General features: G+C 60.6%; 21 protein-coding genes. 14 read left to right on the top strand and 7 right to left on the bottom strand.

Going from position 1 to position 21,879, the window contains the following annotated elements; translation table 11 throughout:
- The first annotated feature begins 88 nt into the window (after positions 1-88).
- The 3 genes from IP81_RS16645 to IP81_RS16635 all read left to right on the top strand — a co-directional run bounded on the left by IP81_RS16645 (position 89) and on the right by IP81_RS16635 (position 3,686).
- On the top strand, positions 89-1,507 hold the full coding sequence (locus IP81_RS16645) for a M20/M25/M40 family metallo-hydrolase (protein ID WP_157573317.1): 1,419 nt from the start codon (positions 89-91) through the stop codon (positions 1,505-1,507).
- A 365-nt stretch (positions 1,508-1,872) separates the two neighbouring features.
- Positions 1,873-2,433, top strand: coding sequence for an HNH endonuclease (locus tag IP81_RS16640; RefSeq protein ID WP_054109141.1), 561 nt, complete (start codon positions 1,873-1,875; stop codon positions 2,431-2,433).
- A gap of 440 nt (positions 2,434-2,873) precedes the next feature.
- Positions 2,874-3,686, top strand: coding sequence for a DUF3800 domain-containing protein (locus IP81_RS16635; RefSeq protein ID WP_054109129.1), 813 nt, complete (start codon positions 2,874-2,876; stop codon positions 3,684-3,686).
- A gap of 43 nt (positions 3,687-3,729) precedes the next feature.
- Here IP81_RS16635 and IP81_RS16630 read toward each other — a convergent pair whose 3' ends face one another.
- The gene (locus tag IP81_RS16630; protein ID WP_054109128.1) at positions 3,730-4,959 is read right to left on the bottom strand and encodes an MFS transporter; all 1,230 of its coding nucleotides are present in this window, start codon (positions 4,957-4,959) and stop codon (positions 3,730-3,732) included.
- Between the two features lie 18 nt (positions 4,960-4,977).
- Positions 4,978-5,988 carry a nitronate monooxygenase family protein gene (locus IP81_RS16625; RefSeq protein ID WP_054109140.1) on the bottom strand — a complete coding sequence of 337 codons (1,011 nt, stop codon included), beginning with the start codon at positions 5,986-5,988 and terminating at the stop codon, positions 4,978-4,980.
- 150 nt (positions 5,989-6,138) lie between these two features.
- On the opposite strand from IP81_RS16625, the gene IP81_RS16620 reads away from it, so the two are divergent.
- On the top strand, positions 6,139-7,740 hold the full coding sequence (locus IP81_RS16620; protein ID WP_054109127.1) for a glycosyltransferase family 39 protein: 1,602 nt from the start codon (positions 6,139-6,141) through the stop codon (positions 7,738-7,740).
- 281 nt (positions 7,741-8,021) lie between these two features.
- Here IP81_RS16620 and IP81_RS16615 read toward each other — a convergent pair whose 3' ends face one another.
- The gene (locus IP81_RS16615) at positions 8,022-9,131 is read right to left on the bottom strand and encodes a GGDEF domain-containing protein (RefSeq protein WP_082356255.1); all 1,110 of its coding nucleotides are present in this window, start codon (positions 9,129-9,131) and stop codon (positions 8,022-8,024) included.
- A 229-nt stretch (positions 9,132-9,360) separates the two neighbouring features.
- Between IP81_RS16615 and IP81_RS16610 the strand changes: the two genes are divergently transcribed.
- The 3 genes from IP81_RS16610 to IP81_RS16600 all read left to right on the top strand — a co-directional run bounded on the left by IP81_RS16610 (position 9,361) and on the right by IP81_RS16600 (position 10,984).
- Entirely contained in the window at positions 9,361-9,747 is a 387-nt protein-coding gene (locus tag IP81_RS16610; RefSeq protein WP_157573316.1) for a hypothetical protein, read from the top strand.
- Positions 9,748-9,806: 59 nt separating this feature from the next.
- The gene (locus IP81_RS16605) at positions 9,807-10,475 is read left to right on the top strand and encodes a pentapeptide repeat-containing protein (protein ID WP_369800780.1); all 669 of its coding nucleotides are present in this window, start codon (positions 9,807-9,809) and stop codon (positions 10,473-10,475) included.
- A 98-nt stretch (positions 10,476-10,573) separates the two neighbouring features.
- A complete protein-coding gene (locus IP81_RS16600) occupies positions 10,574-10,984 on the top strand; it encodes a thioesterase family protein (RefSeq protein WP_157573315.1) in 411 nt (136 codons plus the stop codon).
- Here the strand turns inward: IP81_RS16600 and IP81_RS16595 are convergent.
- Positions 10,981-11,160 carry a hypothetical protein gene (locus tag IP81_RS16595; RefSeq protein WP_054109124.1) on the bottom strand — a complete coding sequence of 60 codons (180 nt, stop codon included), beginning with the start codon at positions 11,158-11,160 and terminating at the stop codon, positions 10,981-10,983. The two genes, IP81_RS16600 and IP81_RS16595, sit on opposite strands and share 4 nt — an antisense overlap.
- A gap of 13 nt (positions 11,161-11,173) precedes the next feature.
- On the bottom strand, positions 11,174-11,923 hold the full coding sequence (ubiG, locus tag IP81_RS16590) for a bifunctional 2-polyprenyl-6-hydroxyphenol methylase/3-demethylubiquinol 3-O-methyltransferase UbiG (RefSeq protein ID WP_054109123.1): 750 nt from the start codon (positions 11,921-11,923) through the stop codon (positions 11,174-11,176).
- A 101-nt stretch (positions 11,924-12,024) separates the two neighbouring features.
- On the opposite strand from ubiG, the gene IP81_RS16585 reads away from it, so the two are divergent.
- A complete protein-coding gene (locus tag IP81_RS16585) occupies positions 12,025-13,266 on the top strand; it encodes an aspartate kinase (protein WP_197274681.1) in 1,242 nt (413 codons plus the stop codon).
- An 82-nt stretch (positions 13,267-13,348) separates the two neighbouring features.
- Here the strand turns inward: IP81_RS16585 and IP81_RS16580 are convergent, their stop codons facing one another.
- Complete coding sequence (locus IP81_RS16580; RefSeq protein ID WP_054109136.1) at positions 13,349-14,923, bottom strand: helicase HerA-like domain-containing protein; 1,575 nt, start codon at positions 14,921-14,923, stop codon at positions 13,349-13,351.
- Positions 14,924-15,026: 103 nt separating this feature from the next.
- Between IP81_RS16580 and pabB the strand changes: the two genes are divergently transcribed.
- From pabB to arfB, 4 genes are read left to right on the top strand one after another with little or no spacing between them, the layout of a single operon-like run.
- Positions 15,027-16,814 carry an aminodeoxychorismate synthase component I gene (pabB, locus tag IP81_RS16575; RefSeq protein ID WP_054109122.1) on the top strand — a complete coding sequence of 596 codons (1,788 nt, stop codon included), beginning with the start codon at positions 15,027-15,029 and terminating at the stop codon, positions 16,812-16,814.
- Position 16,815: 1 nt separating this feature from the next.
- Complete coding sequence (locus IP81_RS16570; RefSeq protein ID WP_054109121.1) at positions 16,816-17,979, top strand: pyridoxal phosphate-dependent aminotransferase; 1,164 nt, start codon at positions 16,816-16,818, stop codon at positions 17,977-17,979.
- A 37-nt stretch (positions 17,980-18,016) separates the two neighbouring features.
- Positions 18,017-18,745 (top strand): RluA family pseudouridine synthase, encoded by a 729-nt coding sequence (locus tag IP81_RS16565; protein WP_054109120.1) that lies wholly within the window; start codon positions 18,017-18,019, stop codon positions 18,743-18,745.
- Complete coding sequence (arfB, locus tag IP81_RS16560; protein WP_054109119.1) at positions 18,735-19,148, top strand: alternative ribosome rescue aminoacyl-tRNA hydrolase ArfB; 414 nt, start codon at positions 18,735-18,737, stop codon at positions 19,146-19,148. The genes IP81_RS16565 and arfB overlap by 11 nt, the downstream gene beginning before the upstream one ends.
- Positions 19,149-19,271: 123 nt before the next feature.
- Here the strand turns inward: arfB and murA are convergent, their stop codons facing one another.
- Entirely contained in the window at positions 19,272-20,555 is a 1,284-nt protein-coding gene (gene murA / locus IP81_RS16555) for a UDP-N-acetylglucosamine 1-carboxyvinyltransferase (RefSeq protein WP_054109118.1), read from the bottom strand.
- 197 nt (positions 20,556-20,752) lie between these two features.
- Between murA and galU the strand changes: the two genes are divergently transcribed.
- Positions 20,753-21,637, top strand: a complete 885-nt coding sequence (galU, locus tag IP81_RS16550) for a UTP--glucose-1-phosphate uridylyltransferase GalU (protein ID WP_054109117.1) — start codon at positions 20,753-20,755, stop codon at positions 21,635-21,637.
- Positions 21,638-21,670: 33 nt separating this feature from the next.
- Positions 21,671-21,879: hypothetical protein (locus IP81_RS21400; RefSeq protein WP_231627042.1), on the top strand; the 209-nt coding region annotated here is incomplete at its 3' end.

The following is a 21,879-nucleotide window of genomic DNA, read 5'->3' as shown; positions in this document are numbered from 1 at the left end:
GTAACATTGTGGAAAAGGCGTTTGCGCAAAGGGCTTGGCAGGCGCACGATAACAAACACAAAAGATTGTTCCGGGGATCGCTACGATTATGCGCAGATTGCTTTTTTCCGTTGTGCCAGTGTTACTTGCGGCGCTTCCAGCCATGGCCGCAGAGGCCCCGCTGCGGCCCGATCAGCAGGCCTATCGCGCGCTGCTGAAGGAGATGGTGGAAACCGACACCTCGATCACCACCGGCAGTTGCACCGCGCTGGCTGACAAGATCGAGGGCCATTTGCGCAGCGCCGGTTTCACCAGCGAAGAACTGCACCGCTTTGCCGTGCCCGAATTCCCCAAAGAGGGCGGCATTGTTGCCATTCTTCCGGGCACCTCGAAAAAGGCCAAACCGATCCTGCTGCTCGGTCATCTTGATGTTGTCGTCGCCAAGCGCGAGGATTGGACCCGCGATCCTTATGCCTTCATCGAAGAGGGCGGCTATTTCTATGGTCGCGGCGTGGCCGATATGAAGGCGATGGACGCGGTATGGGTCGATATGCTGATGCGCTGGCGCAAGGCGGGCAAGGCCCCCAAACGCACGCTCAAGCTGGCGCTGACCTGCGGCGAGGAAACCAGCACCGCGTTCAACGGGGTGGACTGGCTGACTAAGAACCGCCGCGAGCTGATCGATGCCGAATTCGCGCTGAACGAAGGCGGTTCGGGCCGCACCGACAAGCCGCTGGAAGAGGGGGGCCGGGTTGTCGTCCAGACCATCCACGTCGGCGAAAAGACCCCGGTCAATTACCGCATCGAAGCCACCAACCCCGGCGGGCACAGCTCCACCCCGGTCAAGGAAAACGCGATTTACGAATTGGCCGATGCCTTGGCCCGCCTGCGTGATTTCGATTTCCCGCTAATGCTGAACGACACCACACGCGCCTACTTCACTAAGGCTGGTGCCTCGCGCACCGATGCCCAGGGCAAGGCGATGGTCGCCATTGCGGCCAATCCGGCTGACAAACAGGCCGAGGCGCTGCTCAATACCGACCGTTCGTTCCATTCGATGCTGCGCACCACCTGCGTTGCCACGCTGCTGGATGGCGGCCACGCCAACAATGCGCTGCCGCAGCGCGCCGGGGCCAACGTCAATTGTCGCATCTTCCCCGGCGTTTCGGCAGAAGATGTGCGCAAGACGCTGGAAACAGTCGTTGCCGATCCGAAAATGACCGTCGTGCGCACCGACAATCGCGGGCCGGATGCCAAGGCTCCGCCGCTCAATCCCGCGATCATCGGCCCTGCTGAAAAGCTGGTGGCCAAGTATTATCCCGGCGTGCCGATGGTGCCGATGATGTCCACCGGCGCGACTGACGGCGTGTTCCTCTCGGCCATCGGCATCCCCAGCTATGGCCCTCCCGGCTTCTTCGGTAATCCCGATGGCAACGGCGTGCACGGTTTGAACGAACGCGTTTCGATCCAATCGGTGCTCATCGGCCGCGATCTGTTGACCGATCTGGTCACGGCATACGCGTTTTAAGAGCGGCGTCCGCTCTGCCAGCGCAGCCGCTGATCCCCCGCCCCCAACCCCTCCCCACCGGGGAGGGGAGTTTACATTGCCCCCCTCCCCAGCGGGGAGGGGTTGGGGGTGGGGGATCGGCACCTACGTTCAAACACGACAGTCTGTGGAAACTGCCCGCCGTACCCCCTTGACGGAAGGGGGGCGGCGGTGTTCCTTGTGTTTATGCGTAACACAGAAGTCATGCGGCTCAGCCATGACTGTCCTTGCCGGGGCGATCACGCTCCGATGTGCAGGGACCGGAACGGGACGTGCTTCATAAGGCGCTGATAGAGCAGGCGGCTTCGGCCAGGCCTCACAGCGGCGATAGCGCCGCCTTTAATGACGTGTTGGGTAATGACCGGCACTTGTCCAATTGCCCCGCGCTGGTGCTCAACGCCGATTACACCCCGCTCAGCTACTATCCGCTCAGCCTGTGGCCATGGCAAACCGCGATCAAGGCGGTGTTCCTCGAACGCGTCGATATTATCGAGACGTATGACCGCGAGGTGCACAGCGCCAGCTTTGGCATGAAGCTGCCCTCGGTCATCGCGCTGCGCCAATATGTGCGGCCCAGCGAATATCCCGCCTTCACGCGGTTCAACCTGTTCCTGCGCGATGGCTTCCAGTGCCAATACTGCGGCTGCCCCGATAACCTGACCTTCGATCACATCGTCCCGCGGCGTCTGGGCGGGCGCACCTCGTGGGAAAATGTCGCGGCAGCCTGTTCGCCCTGCAACTTGCGCAAAGGCGGGCGCACGCCTGAACAAGCGCGGATGAAGCTGATGAACCGCGCCATCCGCCCCACCACCTGGCAACTCCAGGACCGCGGCCGCGCCTTCCCGCCCGGCCACTTGCACGAAACATGGCGCGACTGGCTGTACTGGGACGTTGAACTGGAAAGCTGAGTTGGCGCCGCTCCATTTGTCCGGACTGCTCTACTGTCGCCCGAGCCACCTCCAAGTCGTCCAATCCAACCCATCGTCGGCCCGGACTTGATCCGGGCTAAGGCTTCGTTGTTTCGCGCAGAGGCCGCAAAGAGCGCAGAGAAAGGGAGAATGTACAAAGCCTCCGATCGATCCGCGATCCCCTGTGTCTAATCGCTACATGTCTCCGTGTCCTTTGCGCTCTCTGCGCGAACCCCTTTTCTTGCCGCACGCCACAAGGAAAAGCCTGACCCCGGATCAAGCCCGCGGCGACGAGAGGGGGCGTCTGTTCTTGGGGTTCGCCGCTACCGTTTATGCAGACTTGATCGGGTTTACAGCCTAACGCACCATGGTTAATGCCAAGGTCGACGATCCCTTGGGAGTCTTTCAGTGAGACCTTTGTCTGCCAAGGTTACAATGTAATGGTACTGTCGGAAGTCTACTTCGACGAAAGCGGTACTCACGCTGGTTCACCAATGATCACCATGGCGGGCTACCTTTTTAAAAGGGAGCAGGCACAACGTTTTTCTCGATACTGGGCCAAATGCCTTGAGCGCCTTGGCTTACCCGCTGCTCATATGACAGATTGTGCAACTGGTAATGGCGATTACGCATCTATGTCTATGAGTCAGCGGGTTTTATCCGAAAAGCTACTCATAGAAACTATCAAGAAACGATCAGTGCTAGGCTTTAGCTTTGCCGTTGATCCCCAACTTTATGATGAAGTTATGGGGCCATTTGCCGCCACGATGTCAGCATACAGCTATCTTCTAACAGTCGCGGTTGCGGGCGTTCGACAATGGGCAAATACCGCTGGTTTCCAAGGTCGGATTTCCTATTTTTTTGAGTCTGGGCATCAGCATGCAAGTGAAGCCAATCAATACATGAACATGATCGCTAAACACGGACCTGATGTCGCTGACTTCATGTTTTATAATGCCCACGCGTTCCTAGACAAAAAAGATGCGCTGCCCTTGCAGGCAGCAGATATGCTAGCTTGGCTCCATCGTAATCACATCATTAAGGCGCAAGCGGGTCGAACGAAGCCGAGAGCAGATTTTTTGGCGTTGGTACGTCCAAAAGATCTGGCTGGTGAGATTACGCGGGAACACTTGCTAATGACCCGGGCACACTTCGAGCGGGGCGGACCGGGCTTTGATACGATGGATGGTAGGCTAGGGCAGCTATACCGAGCAGCTATCGCTACAGGTTCACCCGGAGGGCTTAATTCGTAATCCACAATGATTGCTGAGATGCCAGTTGCGGAAATTTTGCAGCTCACCCCTCCCGCTCCAGCAAACTCGCGCCCTTCCAGAACAGCCCCAGCGTGATCAATGATATCGCCGCCGAGAGCAGGATCGGCATGCCGGGCAGGTTGATGATCGCATCGGGTCCGCTGAACCGGGCGAGGGCTTGGGAATACATCGGGGGGCCGATGATCGCGGCGATGCTGCCCATCGATTGCACCGCGCCTTGCAATTCGCCCTGGCTGCGCGCGTCCACCGCGCGGCTGTTCAGCGCGGCGATGGGGGATTGGACGAAGCCTTGCACCGCGCCCACTGCAATCGCCAGATAGACCTGCCAGTATTCGCGGGCGATGGTGTAAAGAATGGCCGAAGCGCACAGTCCCGCCACGCCCAGCACCACCGCGCGGCGCTCACCCAGCAAGGGCAAGACCAGCCGCAGGCCAAGGCCTTGCACCAGCGCGCTGCCAAAGCCCACCATGGCCAGCGCAAGGCCCACTTCGCGCACCGAAAAGCCATAGGCGGCAATCGCGAAATAGGGCCACACCGAGGGGTACACCACGTTGACCAGTTGCCACGTCGCCAGCGCGCCCACAAACCACAGCACGGTGGGGCTTTGCCCGCGCAGCGCCTGCAACGATGAAATGGCATTGGCCTTGCGCCAATCGAACGGGCGGCGGTTTTCGGGGCTCAGCGATTCTTTCAGGAACACCAGCCCGAACACGAAGTTGGCCAGCGCCAGCGCCGCTGCCACATAGAACGGCAGGCGCGGGTTGATCGATCCCAGCAGCCCGCCCATTGCGGGGCCCACCACAAACCCGAACCCGAACGCCAGGCCCACCATCCCGAAATTGGCCGCGCGCTTTTCCGGCGGCGAGATGTCGGCAATATAGGCATAGGCGGCAGAAAAGCTGGCGCCGGTCACGCCTGCCAGCAAGCGCCCGACAATCAGCCAGCCGAAATCGGTCGCCAAGCCCTGTAACAGATAGTTCAGCCCCAGCATCAGCACGGCGGCCAACAGCACCGGGCGGCGGCCATAGCGGTCAGACAGATTGCCCAGCACCGGCGCGAACACGAATTGCATCACGGCATAACCGCCGCCCAGCCAGCCCGCATATTCCGCCGCCGTGCCGATATCCACGTGCGTCAGATCGATGATCAGCCCCGGCAGCACTGGGGTGATGATGCCGAAGCTGAGCATGTCGAGCATCACGATCGCAAAGACGATCCCGAACGAGGCCCGGTCTGGAGAAGTGCTGGCCATCGTTCCCGTCATCTGGCTCTAGCGCTTGGTCAGCGCCGCTTCGCTTTCGGCCAGCAATTGCGCGATGATATCGGCGACAGGTTCTTCCTTGGTCACCATGCCCACCGATTGCCCCGCCATAACCGAGCCGGTTTCCACATCGCCATCAATCACCGCGCGGCGCAATGCGCCTGCCCAGAAATGCTCGATCTCAAGCTGGGCCTGCCCCATATCGACAAGGCCATCATCCAGCCGCTTGGCCACTTCAATCTGCTTGGCGGTGAATTCCTCGGTGCCCTTGTTCTTCAGCGCGCGCACCGGAATCACCGGCAGGCGCGGATCAACCTGCACGCTGGCCACGGCATCGCGCGCATTGCCCCGGAAGAACGCCTTCTTGAACGCAGGGTGCGCGATGGATTCGGTCGCGCAGGCAAAGCGCGTGCCCAATTGCACGCCGCTTGCGCCCATTTCCAGATAGCTGGCGATCATCTCGCCCCGGCCAATGCCGCCTGCCACGAACACCACATGATCGGCGGCCAGTTCAGGCAGGAATTCCTGCGCCAGCACCGATGTGGAAACAGGGCCGATGTGGCCGCCCGCTTCCGATCCCTCGATCACCAGCGCGTCTGCGCCCGAACGCAGCAGCTTCTTGGCCAACGCCAGCGTGGGCGCAAATACCAGCACTTTGCCGCCAAATTCCTTGATCGCCTCAACGCTGCCCTTGGGCGGAATGCCGCCTGCCAGCACCACGTGGCCGATCTGGTGCTTGGCGCAAACCGCGATCAGATCAGACAGCATCGGGTGCATGGTAATCAGGTTCACGCCGAAGGGCTTGTCCGTCAGCGCCTTGGTCGCGGTTATTTCGGTATCGAGCAGTTCAGGCGTCATCGCGCCGCAGGCAATCACGCCAAAGCCGCCGGCATTGCTGATGGCGGAAACCAGATTGCGCTCGGAAACCCAGCTCATCGCGCCGCACAGGATTGCATGTTCGGTGCCAAGGAATTCGGCACCACGGCGCATCATGGCAGAGGTTTTTGAGCTGGCAGTCATGAAAGATCGATCCCGTCCGGTGGATTTGCCATCCACTAAAGCTTGGCGCTGTAATGCGCCTTGGCCAATGCAACAAGGCAGGACTTGCGTTAGCGGGCAATCGCAGGCTTAACCGTGATTCATTGCGGTAGGGGCAAACATGGGGGGCAAATGAAGTCTTACATCAAGGTGGCCCCGCTGCGCCATCTGATCGGCACAATTGCAGCCGCAGTGGTGGCCCTGGCGCTCTGGCGGTTGTTTGCAGGGCTGGGCCTCAACAGCTTTTGGCAAGACGAGATATTCTCGATGCGGCTTGCCGAAAAGGCCGATTTTTCAGCCATGATGTCCAGCGCGGTAGAAGATACCCATCCGCCCACGTTCTATGCGCTGCTTTGGGCGTGGACGCATCTTTTCGGTTTTGATGAAGTGTCGGCGCGTCTGCTGCCCGCTTTGTGCTCCATCGGTTTGATCATGGTGATACTGGCCTTGCCACGGCGCGAGACCGGTTGGTTGGCGCGCGTGGTTGTGGTGGTGCTGGTGGTCACATCGCCCTTCTGGATCGAACATGCAGACGAGGTGCGTTCTTATGCGCCGGTCAGTCTTCTGCTTGGCGTTGCCGCCCTTGCAGCATCGCGACTTGTTCCGGCCGACGCCTTGCAAGGCCAAGGCGGCAGGCGTTTTTTCGCCATCCTGTTTTTGATCAGCGCTACGGTTGCGGCAGCCAGTCATCTTTTTGCGATCTATGCCGTAGCGTGGCTCTGCCTGTGCCTGGTCATTGCCCGCTTTGAGTGTTGGAAAATCGCTGTCACCGGGCTTGGCGGTGCGGTTTTGGCTGGCGGTGCCTACCTGCTCCAGGTCAGCCTGTTTCATAACTTCGAGGATTCGGGGAGATTGTTTGCCCATGGGCCGGATTATCTCATCGGCCAGCTGAAGATTGGCCTGACTTCCGGCGGATATCCTGCACTATTGGCAATCGGCGCCATTGCCGTGGTTGCCGTTTTCCCCGGCCTGATACGCAATCACGCTTTCCAGCGCGCGGATATGGCACCGATACGCTTTGATCTGGCGCTGTGTTTCGGCCCTTTTGCCGTCACGATCGCAGGCATTCTGGTGACGATGGTGGTGCCAAGTCTGAACTATCGCGGGCCGCAAGTCGGGCTGGTTTTGGGGTGGTGTGGTTTGATCGGCCTGATCGATCGCGCTCTGAAGGACTGGCCGCGCGTTATGGGTGGGATGACGCTTGGCCTTGTGGCGGCATCTGCGTTTGTGATCCTCACGCGGCAGGGCTTGCAACCATTGCCATCAAGACACGATTTTCGCGCAATGGCGCAGCATCTTGCAGGGATGCCCGCATGTGATGGCGCCATCATCCCCGTGCTGCGCAACGTGGAATCCGAACCGAAGCCGGGTGAGATCCATCAAGCAGAAATGCGCCGTTTTCTAGCTGAGCGCTTTGGGTATTATGACCGGCGGGTGCAGCACGATTATCGCTTGTTTCCGCTTGTTGGTGGCCGGTATTTCGGCGGCGTTGCCCCACGCGAGGTGTTGGCTGCCCGCATTTCCGGCCGTGATCAATGTCCGGTGCTGGCCATCGTTGCCGATGTCCGCACTTATCCACCCGAAGCGCTTGAATCTGCAATGCGCTCTGCAATCAGCGCAAATGGTGGTGATCCAGCGCGTCTCGAAACACGCTGGTTTCTGCATTATGGGCATGCCCGCGCAAACAAACCGGTGCGGCAGCTTGCGACTTTTACAATACGCCCCGTCACCTAGGGTCAGGACCTATTAATCCCGCCTTCGAGGCGCCGGAATGGCGAACATATCGGGCGGATAGGTGTGCAGGGAAGGCTGGTTGCCTTTCCAAGCACCTATCTGTTCGAGATGGAAGCCATTCCGGCGTCCCGCAGGGATTTGACCAAAATGGCCCGATGCTGCGTTGGATAGGCTTGAAATAGAGCCACTATTCCTGCGCCTATCCGCCTTGCACCAGGCCATTTTGCCTCAAACCTCGAAGGCGGGATTAATAGGTCCTGCCCCTAAGGCATTCACGGCGCCTATTGCGCCAGCATAACCCGGTTGCGCCCTTCGGATTTGGCGCGATACAGCGCCTCGTCCGCCGCTTTCAGCGCATCACGCGGGTTGGCGTGGGCAAAGACATCGGCAATGCCGCCCGAAAACGTGATCTGGCCAATCGGCTCTTCATTGGACCGGTTCACAAAGTTGCGGTTCGAAAAGTTTTCGCGCACCGCATCCAGCTTTTCAAAGGCTTCGGCAGGCGTTTTGCCTCTGAACAGCATGACGAATTCCTCGCCGCCCTGCCGCGCCACGTGGCAATTGTCATTGGTGATCCGCGCCAGTGTTTCGGCAATCGCGCGGATCACGCGGTCGCCCGTATCGTGGCCATGCGTATCATTCACGCGCTTGAAATGGTCGATATCGCAAAACGCCACACACAAGTTTTCGGCCTCTTGCCGTGCCTCGCGATAGTGCTTGTCAAGGATCGCCTCGAACGCGCGGCGGTTGGGCAGGCCGGTCAGGTGGTCGATGTCGGCATCGTGTTTGGCCTTGTCCAGTTCCTGCCGCAGCTTGCGCGTTTCATCGGCGCTGCGCTTCATTTCGGCGGCGAAGTGCGACGTCCGGTCAATCATTTCCTTGGCCAGCGTTTCAATCGCCACCAGCGCATTGTCCGGGTCCAAGCTCACGGCCCCGGTTACCTGCGCGGTGATTGCGGTGTTATAACTTGTCGCGGCATCACTGGCCGATGTGGTCGTGGTTACAAAGTTGTCGAGCGAGCTTTCCAGATGCCCGATGATCTTTTTGACGCCTTCTTGTGTGGTGTCGGGCATGCGGTTCTGGTCTAGCCATTCTTGCGTGATTTTCTCGCCTGCCTTGCGCTGTTCGATGATCTTGCGCGCAAGGTTTGTATCTTCGCCGGAAAAGGCGGCATGGGCTGCCAGCAGATTGCCTGGCGTAACCAGCAGGCCATTTCCCAGCAGCAGCTCTGAAATTTCGTCCAGCAGCATTTGTTGCGCGATGTCTTGTGGTGATGCGGCCTTGCTGGTGGGGTGTTGCGGGGATTTTTCTTCGTCTGGGGCGCTATCGATTGCAGACGCGCCACCGAAAAAGCGCTTGAGGCGCGATCCGCCCGTGAATTCAACACCCATAACAATCCCCAATTGCGACCTGCATCAGCCGTGATGGTCGCCGAGACGGCATCCTCCAGCCTGTATCGATGCTTTTACGGTCAGGGGTCATAATCTTTTGCTCACGTTTGCTGTGTGTAGTTTTCCGGAGTGGCAGGTGAAGTTCCATTAGACTTCATGCGCGTGACAAACGCGTGCGGGCCGCCCGGTTATTGACTATTTTGCAGGAAATTTGTGCGATTCCATGGCGATGGAACGGATAATCTTGTGGATCGTGCTCGGGTTTTGCGGGTTCTGCATTTGGCTGTTGGTGCGCCGCGATTTTCTGCGTTGGACGCACCCGATACGCGAAGCGCAAGCCATTGTTGTGGGGCAGGCATCGGGCCGGAGCGACGGTGTCCGCACGCAAGCAGCGCGGCTGCGGTTTGAAGCAGATGGCAAAGTGCACGAGATAACCGACCAACTCTATGGATCACGTCCTGCTTTATCGGAAGGCACCATCTGCCGGGTCACATGGCCAGAAGGCCGCCCAGACCTTGCGCGCATCCCGCGTCCGGGGGTGTGGCTCGGGGTCTATGCGGTTTTGCTGTACCCTGCTGGGATCGTGGTGGGGCGTTTGACCGGTTTTCTCGACTAGGGATTCCCCTTTGCGCGCTGGTCTGCGCCACGTTCGCCATCTATGTCCCGGGGATGACCATGTCCCCGATCACCGCCGCGACCTTGAACCGCAAAGACATTGACCGTCTGACCGGAGCGCCCGGGCACCTTATCGATTGTGATCTGGAGGAGGCGGACCTCAGCAAGCTGGACATGTCCGGCTGGACGTTCGAGCGGTGTAATCTGCGCCACGCCGATGTTACCGGCGCCAATCTGGCCAATACCACGTGGCAATCGTGCCGCGCCGCCTTTGCCAATTTCAGCGCCGCCGATTTTGCCGAAGCGGTTGTCAAGGCATGCGATTTCAACAACGCTGCGTTCCGTCGCGCCAATATCGCCGCAGCCTGTTTCACAGCCACCCGCATGACCGGCGCGGATTTCCATGGGGCCAAGGGTATGGGCTTTGCGTTTGAAGAAGTGCTGCTGGTGGGCGCGCGGCTGGCGGGTCTTTCGTTCCGCAAAGAGGTGCTGCGGCGCGTTGATCTGGCGCAGGCAGACCTGACCAAATGCGATTTCCGCGCCACCGTTTTCGAAGGGTGCAGCCTGCGCGAAGCCAATATGGACGGTGCGCAATTTGCCGGTGCCGATTTGCGCGGCGCAGATCTTGGCGGGCTGAAGCTGGAAGATGCGGCTTTGTTTCGCGGCGCTGTCATCTCGCGCGAGCAGGCAGAGCAATTGCTGTCAGGCTGGGGCCTGTTGATCCGATAATCATCGCCTGAAAGAGCAGCAATGCGGACCTGGGTTTACCATAAAAAGGGTGATGGCCAGCCTATCGCGCTTATCCGAATCGTGTTACCTACATCTGTGTGAACAAGATAATCCCCCATCTCGTCCCGATTACTGTCCAACCATCGGACATTGATTTCATGGGCCATGTCAATAATGCCAATTATCTCAATTGGGTGCAGGATGCGGTTATCGATCACTGGCGATCCCTCGCCCCAGCTGATGCTGTTGCGGCGCACCTTTGGGTCGCGCTTAAGCACGAGATTACCTATCGCCGTCCCACTTTCCTTGAAGATGTGGTGATCGCACACGTAATTCTTGAACGTGTCCAGGGCGCGCGCGCGTTTTACGAAACGATCCTGAAGCGCGGCGAAGATGTGCTGGCGGAAGTCAAATCAAGTTGGTGCTGCCTTGATGCAGAAACGCTGCGCCCCGCGCGGCTGGCACGCGATCTGATCGAAAAATTCCTGCCGACGGAAAAGACCGCCTAACGCAGCTTGGCGATGTTCAGGCTGTCCGCCTTGGCGCGGGTTTTGACCGATTCTTCGCTGCGGGTCAGCGCCTTTGCGATGCCTTTCAAGGGCATGCCCTTCTTGGCCAGCGTATGCAGCTTCTGGATTTCATCAGGGGTCCACGCCTGTTTGTGACGCTCGAAACGTTCGGCCATTTTGTATTCCAGTTCAGGCGCGTGTGGCGGTAACGATGTAATTCAGCGCCAGGTTATCCGATAAATGAAGCCCGCGCGATGGCCCCCACGAAATCCCCATCGGATTGCCCATCTTCAGGCCCGCAGCGTCGAGCAAATCGTGCAGTTCAATGGGCGTGATGAAATCATCCCAGTGGTGCGTACCGCGCGGCACCATGCCCAGCGCCTCGGCCCCTTCGACCAGCAGCACGCGTGATTGCGTTGTACGGTTGGGGGTGGACAGGATCATCAGCCCGCCCTCGGCCAGCGCCGCCGCAAGCGCGGCAACAAACGCGGCCTTGTCTGCCACATGCTCGATCACTTCCATCGACGTGACCAGATCAAACCCGGCAAGGCCAAGCTGCCCCACATCACCGCACTGGTAATCAATCGTCAGGCCTGATCCGGCGGCATGGGCCTGTGCGGCTGCAATATTTTCAAACGCTGCGTCAACGCCGGTTACGTCAGCACCCAGCCGCGCCAGCGGTTCGCACAGCAAGCCCGCGCCGCAGCCCACATCCAGCGCGCGCTTGCCCGCCAGTGGCTTCACCCCGCGCGAATCGGTGGCGAAGTGCGAATCGATAGCCTCGCGAATAAAGCTCAGCCGCACCGGGTTCAGCTTGTGCAGCATGGCCGAAGAACCCTTGGGATTCCACCAGTCTGCCGCCAGCTTGCCGAAATGGGCGGCTTCATCAGCCCGGATCGTTTTCTGACCCATGGTGTGTGCAGAGGTTGCATTGCTCATGCCCCCCCACTAAAGCGCCCGCGCCGCATGGTCTATGGCCCATGCGTGCAAGATTCTTTCGTTTGTTCAAGTTGGGAGCTTCGCCCTTGGCCCGCATCGTGATGAAATTCGGCGGCACGTCGATGGCCGGAACCGAGCGCATCCGCCGCGTGGCGCGCATTGTGCAGCGCCAGCAAGCCGCGGGGCACGAGGTTGCCGTGGTCGTATCGGCTATGGCCGGTGAGACGGATCGCCTCGTAAACTTCTGCCGTGAAGCCAATCCGCTTTACGATCCTGCCGAATACGATGTGGTTGTCGCCAGCGGCGAACAGGTCACGTCGGGCCTTCTGGCGATGCATTTGCAGGCGCTGGGCTGCAAGGCGCGCTCGTGGCTCGGCTGGCAAGTGCCGATCAAGACCGACGATGCCCATGCCAAGGCGCGCATCGAAGATATCGATGCCGATGCCCTGATCGCCAGCATGGCCTCGGGCGAAATCGCGGTTATTCCGGGCTTTCAGGGCGTTGCCCCCACCGGTCGCGTCACCACGCTGGGTCGTGGCGGTTCGGATACTTCGGCGGTCGCCGTGGCCGCTGCGGTCAAGGCCGATCGCTGCGATATCTATACCGACGTTGACGGGGTCTATACCACCGACCCGCGCATCGTTGCCAAAGCGCGCAAGCTGAAGAATGTCACTTACGAGGAAATGCTCGAACTGGCTTCGGTTGGCTCGAAAGTGTTGCAGACCCGCTCGGTCAGCCTCGCCATGAAGGAAGGCGTGCGGGTGCAAGTGCTTTCCTCGTTTATCGATGATGATGCGCCCGCCGCAGACACTATCCCCGGCACGATGATCGTCAGCGACGAAGAACTTGAAGGACTTGATATGGAACGCCAGCTGATCACCGGCATCGCTGCCGACAAGAACGAAGCCAAGATCACTTTGACGCGCATCGCTGACCGTCCCGGCGCGGTGGCCGCGATCTTCGGCCCGCTGGCTGCGGCCAACATCAACGTCGATATGATTATCCAGAATATCGCCAAGGACCGTGGCGAAACCGACGTAACCTTCACCGTGCCGCTGGCTGATCTTGCCCGCACCCAGTCGCTGCTGGAAGAGCGCAAGGACACCATTGGCTATTACCGCATGCTGGCCAACAGCAAGGTCGCCAAGATCAGCGTTGTCGGTGTCGGCATGCGCAGCCACGCGGGCGTTGCTGCCACGATGTTCCGCGCGCTGGCTGATCGCGGGATCAACATTCAGGCGATCACCACCAGCGAAATCAAGGTTTCGGTGCTGATTGACGAAGACGAAACCGAACTGGCCGTCCGCGTCCTGCACACCGCCTATGAAATGGACGGCGAATAAGCTGCCAGTCTGCCTAAGCCCCCCTCCCGCTTGCGGGAGGGGCTGGGGGTGGGCTTGCGGCGGTCGCGTTCAAAACGCCATCTTACCGCAGCAAACCACCCAGCACCCCGCGTGCAAACCGGCCAAACGCCTCGCCGCCAATCGATGTCGCAATCGATCCGGCGATTGCGGTAATTCCCGAAGCCACCGGCGCAGAACGCGTCTTCTTGCCGGTAATCTTCGCCGCGATCACCGCGCCTGCCGAAGTTGCCACAGCACCTGCCGCCGCTTTGCCAGCGCGCTCCCACATCGATGTTGTGCGGCGGGGCGCAGCGCGCTGCTTTTCCTCGCCCTCTTCTTCAACCTGCTGTGCTGCCGCTGCTGCATCGGTCGCCTTTTGCGCCAGGATTTCAGCGGCGGATTCGCGGTTCACCGCTTCATCGTACTTGCCCTCGAACGGGCTGATCGACTGGATGATCGCACGCTCTTTCGGCGTGATCGGCCCAAGGCGCGAACGCGGCGGCGTGATCATCGTGCGCTGCACCACCGATGGCGAACCATCATCATGGAGCGTGGAAACCAGCGCCTCACCCACGCGCAATTCGGTGATCACCGTTTCAACATCCAGTTCCTTGTTGATCCGGAACGTCTCTGCCGCCGCCTTGATCGCGCGCTGGTCACGCGGGGTGAAGGCGCGCAGGGCGTGCTGCACGCGGTTGCCCAATTGGCCTGCGATTTTTTCAGGAATATCAATCGGGTTCTGCGAGATGAAATAGACGCCCACGCCTTTCGAGCGGATCAGGCGCACCACTTGTTCCACTTTGTCCATCAAGGCATCGGGCGCATCTTCGAACAGCAAGTGCGCTTCATCGAAGAAGAACACGAGGCACGGCTTTTCGGGATCGCCCACTTCGGGCAGCGCTTCAAACAGTTCCGAAAGCAGCCACAACAGGAAGGTGGCGTAAAGCTTGGGGCTTTGCATCAGCTTGTCAGCCGCCAGCACGTTGACGATGCCGCGTCCCTGATCGTCGGTCTTGATGAAGTCGTTGATCTCGAACGCGGGCTCGCCAAAAAAGCGGTCCGCGCCTTGGCTTTCGAAAGACAGCAACTGGCGCTGGATCGTGCCCACGCTGGCCTTGGATACGTTGCCATATTTGCCCGATAGCTCGCTGGCGTTTTCCGCGCAGGCCATCAGCACGGCTTGCAGATCGGGCAGATCGATCAGCAGCAGCCCGTTATCATCGGCAAAGCGGAACGCGATGTTCAGCACGCCTTCCTGCGTATCGTTCAGACCCATCAGCCGCGCCAGCAGCAGCGGCCCCATTTCCGAAATCGTCGTGCGGATCGGGTGGCCACTCTCGCCATAGAGATCCCAGAACACCGCCGGATTGTCGGAATAGGCATAATCGGTCATGCCCAGTTCCTTCGCCCGCGATTCGAGGCTGGCGGCGTGTTTGAAAGTCGGGCTGCCCGGCATCGAAATGCCCGAAAGATCGCCTTTCACATCGGCCATGAAAACGGGCACGCCACGGTTGGAAAACTGTTCGGCAATGCCTTGCAATGTCACCGTTTTACCGGTGCCGGTTGCCCCTGCAATCAGCCCGTGGCGGTTGGCACGGCCCAGCCGCAGCACCTGTTTTTCGCCATTTGATGCAAGTCCAAGGTAGATATCGTCCATGCTGCTTGTCCCATCCAGTTGCCCGATGATTACGGCCCGGACGGCGCGGTTGCGAGAGGTTTTTGCATCCATTGCGCAGAACCGCTAGAGCGCGCCCAAGCCTATGACCCTCGCCCCCTTCATCCTCCTCGACGACGCCCGCAGCGAACGCGCCAGCGACGCCCGCCTTTATGAGCAGCCGCTCGAAGTCGTCATCGCGCGCCGACCTGACGAGGTGGAGGCAGCACTCGCGCAAATCGCCGCCACCCCCGGCGATTGGGCGGGCTATCTGGCCTATGAAGCAGGCCTCGCGCTCGAACCGCGCTTGGCTCCGCTGGCCGATCAACGCACCGGCGCGGCTGGCCCGCTGGTGTGGTTTGCCCGCTTCGGCCAGGTCACGCGCATGCCCAGCGCCGAAGTGGAACGCTGGCTGGCCGCGCAGGCCACCGGCCCCGGCAGGCTCGGGCCGATGGGGGCCGCGCTGTCCTGCGGCGGCTATGCCCACGCCTTCAACCTCGTGCAGGAAGCCATCCGCGCGGGCGACATCTATCAGGCCAATCTCACCTTTCCGCTTTCGGGCACGTGGGACGGCGATCCTTTGGCGATCTATGCCGATGTCCGCCGCGATGCGCGCGCAGGCTATGGCGGGGTGATCTGGGATGGCGCGCACTGGCACCTCTCGTTCTCGCCCGAACTGTTTTTCAAACTGGCAGACGGGCAGGCCCGCGTCCGCCCGATGAAAGGTACCGCCCCGCGCGGCCAGACCCCTGACGAGGACGCGCGCTTCAAGGCCGATCTTTCGGCCAGCGCCAAAGACCGCGCTGAAAACCTGATGATAGTGGATCTCATGCGCAATGATCTCGCGCGCGTATCGCAGGCAGGCTCGGTCAAAGTCGAAGCGCCTTTCGCCATCGAAAGCTATCCCACCGTCCACCAGATGGTCACCACGGTCAACGCGCGCCTCTCTCGCGGCGAGGACGTGCGCAGCCTCCTGCGTGCGATCTTCCCCTGCGGATCAATCACCGGCGCGCCCAAGATTCGTGCGATGGAAGTGATCCATCAGGCCGAACGCGATGCGCGCGGGCTCTATTGCGGATCAATCGGACGGATAGACCCCTCTGGCGATGCCGCGTTCAATGTGGCAATCCGTACCGTGCGCCTCAGCAGCGATCATCCGGGCGCATCGGCCGGTCGCGCAGTCATGGGAGTGGGCTCGGCAGTGGTTGCCGATTCTGTCATGATCGGCGAATGGCGCGAATGTGTAGTGAAGGGGAATTTCTTGCGTTTGACTGCGGGCCATGCCGATCTGATTGAAACAATGGCGTTCGATCCGGCAAAGGGGATCGAACTGCTCGAACTGCATCTGGAACGGATGAAGGCCAGCGCGCTCGCGCTCGGCTTCAGCTTTGATCGCCACGCCATCCGCAACGCCATTCACGCGCTTTGTTTCGATCTTGAAGCGCCGTCCAAAGTGCGACTGGTCGTATCAAAGGGCGGGGCGCACGCGCTCGAATCATCGGCTCTGCCAGCGTCGCTGGAATCGATCACATGCGCGGTCCTGCCGCTGCCCGTGTCAGACGGCGATTGGCGTTTGCGCCACAAGACCACCGACCGCGGCTTTTACGAAGCAGGCCTTGCCGCCGCCAAACAGGCGGGTGCTGGCGAAGCACTGTTCCTGCGCGATGATGGTCTGATCACCGAAGGCACTTTCAGCAACGTCTTCGTCGAACGCGATGGCACATTGCTCACCCCGCGCGCAGACCTTGGCCTGTTGCCCGGTGTGTTGCGCCGCCACCTGATCGATGCAGGCCGCGCGGTTGAGGCAGACCTGACGCTTGATGATCTGGCAGGCGGTTTCCTCGTCGGCAACGCCCTGCGCGGCTTGATCCCGGCAAAGCTGCTGGGCGCCTGACATGCTCTCCAAGGCCCTCGCGCGCATCGCCCCTTCGCGCACCACTGCAATAACAGACCGCGCGATCCAGCTTCGCGCTGAGGGCCGCGATGTCATCTCGCTTTCGGTGGGCGAGCCTGATTTCGCCACGCCGCCCCACGTCATCCAGGCCGCAAAAGACGCGCTCGATGCAGGCGATACAAAATATACCGCCGTCGTCGGCACCGCGCGTTTGCGTGAAGCCGCCGCGCTCCACTTCCAGCGCGATCTCGGAATCGATGTGCCGCCATCGCAAGTGATCGTCAGCGCAGGCGGCAAGCAGGCAATCTTCCACGCGCTGCTGGCAACGCTCGATCCTAGCGACGAAGTCCTGATCCCGTCCCCTTGGTGGGTCAGCTACCCTGAAATCGTGCGCTTTACCGGCGCTGCCGTGGTCGATCTGCCCACTACAGCGGCAGGCGGTTTCCGCATCACACCCGCCCAGCTTGAAGCCGCGATCACGCCTGTCACGCGCTGGCTCCTGCTCAACAGCCCCGGCAATCCCACCGGCGCAACATACCCCGCCGCCGAATTGCGCGCCTTGGGCGAAGTGCTGCGCCGCCACCCGCGCGTGCTGGTGATGAGCGACGATATCTACGCCCCGCTGCGCTATGGCGAGGGTATGCACGCCACGCTCGCGGTCGAATGCCCCGATCTGGCAGACCGCATCCTCACCGTTTCGGGTGTCTCCAAAAGCCACGCGATGACCGGCTTCCGCATCGGCGTTTCGGCAGCCCCCGCATGGCTGATCGGCGCGATGGGCCGGTTGCAATCGCACTCCTCGGGCAATCCCGCCTCGATCAGCCAGGCCGCCGCCGTCGCCGCTTTCACCGGGCCGCAGGAATTCCTGCTCGATTGGCGCGAACGCTTCCGCGCGCGGCGTGATATGGTCGTGGCCGCGATCAACGCGATCCCCGGCCTCAGCACGCCCGTGCCCGATGGCGCGTTCTATTGCATGATCGATGCCGCGCCCTTGATGGACCGCTTCGGGGATGATGAGGCGCTGTGCCTGCACTTGCTCGAAAGCGGCGTCGCGGTCGTCCCCGCCTCGGCATTTGGCGGGCGCGATGGCTTTCGCATCAGTTTTGCGGCAGACGAGGCAAAGATTGAAGAGGCCGTGCGCCGCATCGCCGCCGCTGTTGCCTGAATAATCGGCCCGCTCCGGGCCACTGGAACACATTGCAATGATTGATTTTTCCATCCTGTTCGAAGACGGCGAAGCGCTTGTCATCGACAAGCCTGCGGGCCTTCCGCTTGACCGCCCGCGCGCAGGGGGCGAGGCGTTGGAAGATCATCTTGATGCCATGCGCTTCGGTTTCCAGCGCGAACCGTTCCCGGTCCACCGGCTGGACCGCGATACCTCGGGCTGCCTGCTGCTGGCGCGCAATCCCAAGGCCTTGAAGCGCTTCTCCGCCGCCTTCGAAGCGCGCGAGGTGAGCAAAGTCTACCTCGGTGTGGTCGCCGCCGATGTGAAGGGCGAACAAGGCACCATCGATCTTTCCCTGCTCAAGATCAGCTCGGCTGAAAACGGCTGGCGCATGATCGCAGCCAAAAAGGGCAAGCCCGCCGTCACGCACTGGAAAGTCATGGCGCGCCTGCCCGGCATGACTCTGGTCGAATTCCGCCCCGAAACCGGGCGCACCCACCAGATCCGCATTCACGCCTTGGCAGGCCTTGGCGCGGCGTTGGTCGGCGATCCGATCTATGGCGACGGGCAGGGGGCAGCCCGCACCATGCTCCACGCCGCCGCGCTCACCATCCCGCGCGTTGGTAAAGACCCCATCGTTGCCCACGCACCCTTGCCAATGGACTTTGATGCGATGGGCTTTGATTGGCCTGAACGCCCCGACCTTGAAACAGCAGCTCCTGAAGTAGCAGACACTTTCGACGCATCTGCCGAAGATGACGCCTGACGCGCTCGTCGCCTATGCGCTCACGCTGGTTGAAGAAAGCTTCATCGCGTCTGCGGGGCCGGGCGGGCAGAATGTCAACAAAGTCGCCACCGCCGTGCAAATCCGGCTTGATGTCTATGCATTGCGCCTGCCCCCGCCGGTGTTCCACCGGTTGAAGGAACTGGCGGGCAGCAAATTCACCGCCAAAGGTGAAATCGTGATGACCGCCCGCAGCTATCGCACGCAGGAACAAAACCGCGAAGACGCGCGCAAACGCTTGGGCGAACTGCTGTGCGATGCGATGAACCTGCCCGCCAAACGCGCCAAATCCCGCCTCAACCGCGTCGGCAAAGTCCAGCGTCTAGAAGGCAAAAAAATACGTGGCACGATCAAGGCCGGGCGCGGCAAAGTGCGGCTGGATTAGGTTTTACAACTAATCACAATCCAATGTTCCGTTCGTGTCGAGCGAAGTCGAGACACCGCGCACATGTGTCTCGACTTCGCTCGACACCAACGGGGATCGTGGGATTAGGGACAGGTGGTCAAATCAATCCCCGCCAACGCGTTCGATCTCTGCACCCAGCAATTGCAGCTTTTCTTCAAGCCGCTCATACCCGCGATCAAGGTGGTACAGGCGGTGGACCTGCGTCTCACCCTCGGCCGCAAGGCCTGCGATCACAAGGCTCATCGAAGCGCGCAGATCGGTTGCCATCACTTCGGCCCCGGTCAATTTCTCCACGCCATGAACCACTGCGGTGCGGCCCTTGGTTTCAATCCGCGCGCCCATGCGGTTCAGTTCGGGCACATGCATATAGCGGTTTTCAAAGATCGTCTCGGTAAGCACCGATGATCCCTTGGCCATGCACAGCATCGCCATCAATTGCGCCTGCATATCGGTGGCAAAGCCGGGATAAGGCGCGGTGGAAAGCGTGACCGGCTTGATCGGGCCGTCTGCCGCCACATAGATCCCGCCCGCGCGCGGCTCCACAAACACGCCGGCATCGCGCAGCGCCTGCACCGTGGCTTCCATGTCCTCGATCTTCGCGCCTTTCAGCATCACATCGCCGCCGGTGATTGCTGCGGCACAGGCATAAGACCCCGCCTCGATCCGGTCGGGCATGACCATATAGGTCGCGCCGTGCAGGCGGTCGACCCCGTGGATCGTCAGGTCAGACGTGCCAATGCCCTCGATCTGCCCGCCCATCGCGACCAGCAGGTTGCACAAGTCCACGATTTCCGGCTCACGCGCTGCATTGTGCAGCGTTGATTTGCCCTTGCACAGCACGGCAGTCATCAGCGCATTTTCGGTTGCACCCACCGATACTACCGGGAAGGAGTAGCGCCCGCCGGGAAGCCCGCCATCGGGTGCAATCGCGCGAACATACCCTGCTGCCAGTTCAATCGTCGCGCCCAGTGCTTCGAGAACCTTGAGGTGCAAATCAATCGGGCGGTTGCCAATCGCGCAGCCGCCGGGCAGCGAAACCGTCGCTTCGCCCGCGCGCGCCAGCATCGGCCCCAGCACAAGGATTGAAGCGCGCATCTTGCGCACCAGATCATAAGGCGCGACCGTTGAAGTCAGCCGCGTTGCCTGCAACGTCATCACCCGCCCGAAATCTTCGGGCCGCGCTCCGGCAATTGATGTGGAGATGCCAAACTGGTTGAGCAGATGCTGAAACCCGTCAATATCCGCCAAACGCGGCAGATTGCGCAATGTCAGCGGCTCGTCGGTCAGCAATGCACAGGGGAGCAGGGTGAGAGCGGAATTCTTCGCGCCGGAAACCGGAAGCGTGCCCGAAAGGCGCTTTCCGCCGCGGATTATGATTTTGTCCATATTTTTTCATTTAACCAGTTTGTATTGAGGCGCAAGTATACCGGTCGGGGTTCCTTACCTGTTGGCCCTACCTGCTGGTCATGCCGGACAGATTGGAACGAGACGCTGGCGCATTGACGATTGCTTTACGTATTAACCCTAATAAATCACTGCAAAGATCACAGCATTGCCTTAACCATTTGGCCAAAAGGGAAACGATGACCGACACTTCTCAGCGCAAGCCCATCCGCAAAGCCGTCTTCCCCGTTGCGGGCCTTGGTACGCGGTTCCTGCCGGCCACCAAAGCTATCCCCAAGGAAATGTTGCCGATCATCGATCGCCCGCTGATTCAATACGCGGTGGACGAAGCGCGCGAAGCCGGGATCGAACAGCTCATTTTCGTAACCGGTCGCGGCAAAACCGCCATCGTCGAACATTTCGATACCGCATACGAACTCGAACACACGATGAGCAGCCGTGGCAAAGACCTCTCGGTGCTCGATGATACGCGGATCAAGCCGGGCAATCTGGTCACCGTTCGCCAGCAAGTGCCGATGGGCCTTGGCCACGCCATCTGGTGCGCGCGCGAGATTGTCGGCGATGAACCTTTCGCGATCTTCCTGCCCGATGAAATGATGGTCGGCAGCCCCGGTTGCATGAAGCAAATGGTTGATGCTTATAACGAATTGGGCGGAAACCTGATTTCGGTGCTCGAAGTGCCCGAAGAAGAAGTCTCCAGCTACGGCGTGATCGCGCCCGGCGCGCGCATTTCCGATAGCCTCACCGAAGTCACCGGTCTGGTGGAAAAGCCCAAGCGTGAAGAAGCCCCGTCGAACCTGATCATTTCGGGTCGCTACATCCTTCAGCCCGAAGTGATGCGCCTGCTCGAAGGGCAGGAAAAGGGCGCTGGCGGTGAAATCCAGTTGACCGACGCCATGGCCCGCATGATCGGAAACCAGCCGTTCCATTCGGTCAAGTTTGCCGGGCGCCGCTTCGATTGCGGCAGCAAGGCCGGCTTTGTCGAAGCCACGATCACTCTTGCGCTCGAACGCGCCGATCTGGCCGACGATGTGCGCGCCATCATGCAACGCCTGCTCGCCTGATCACCCAAAATCTTTTGCAAAGGCCGCTCCGCCATGGGCGTGGGCGGCCTTTGTTGTCTAAAACTTGCAAAGCTGCGCTTTGCACCTTTGCAAGTTTACCGTGGACAGCGCCGCCAAACCTTGCCACCGGCAAGGCGTCAAAGGATGTGCCGCATCCACAGCAAGCCTAAGTCAGGAGCAAATGCCATGAAAGCCCTGGTCTGCGTGAAGCGCGTGATCGATTATAACGTGAAGCCGCGAGT

This window comes from Novosphingobium sp. AAP83 (assembly GCF_001295795.1).
In the GTDB taxonomy this organism is placed as follows: domain Bacteria; phylum Pseudomonadota; class Alphaproteobacteria; order Sphingomonadales; family Sphingomonadaceae; genus Novosphingobium.
The sequence above is the reverse complement of the archived record's forward strand: the minus strand, read 5'-3'. Positions and strand labels throughout refer to the sequence as shown.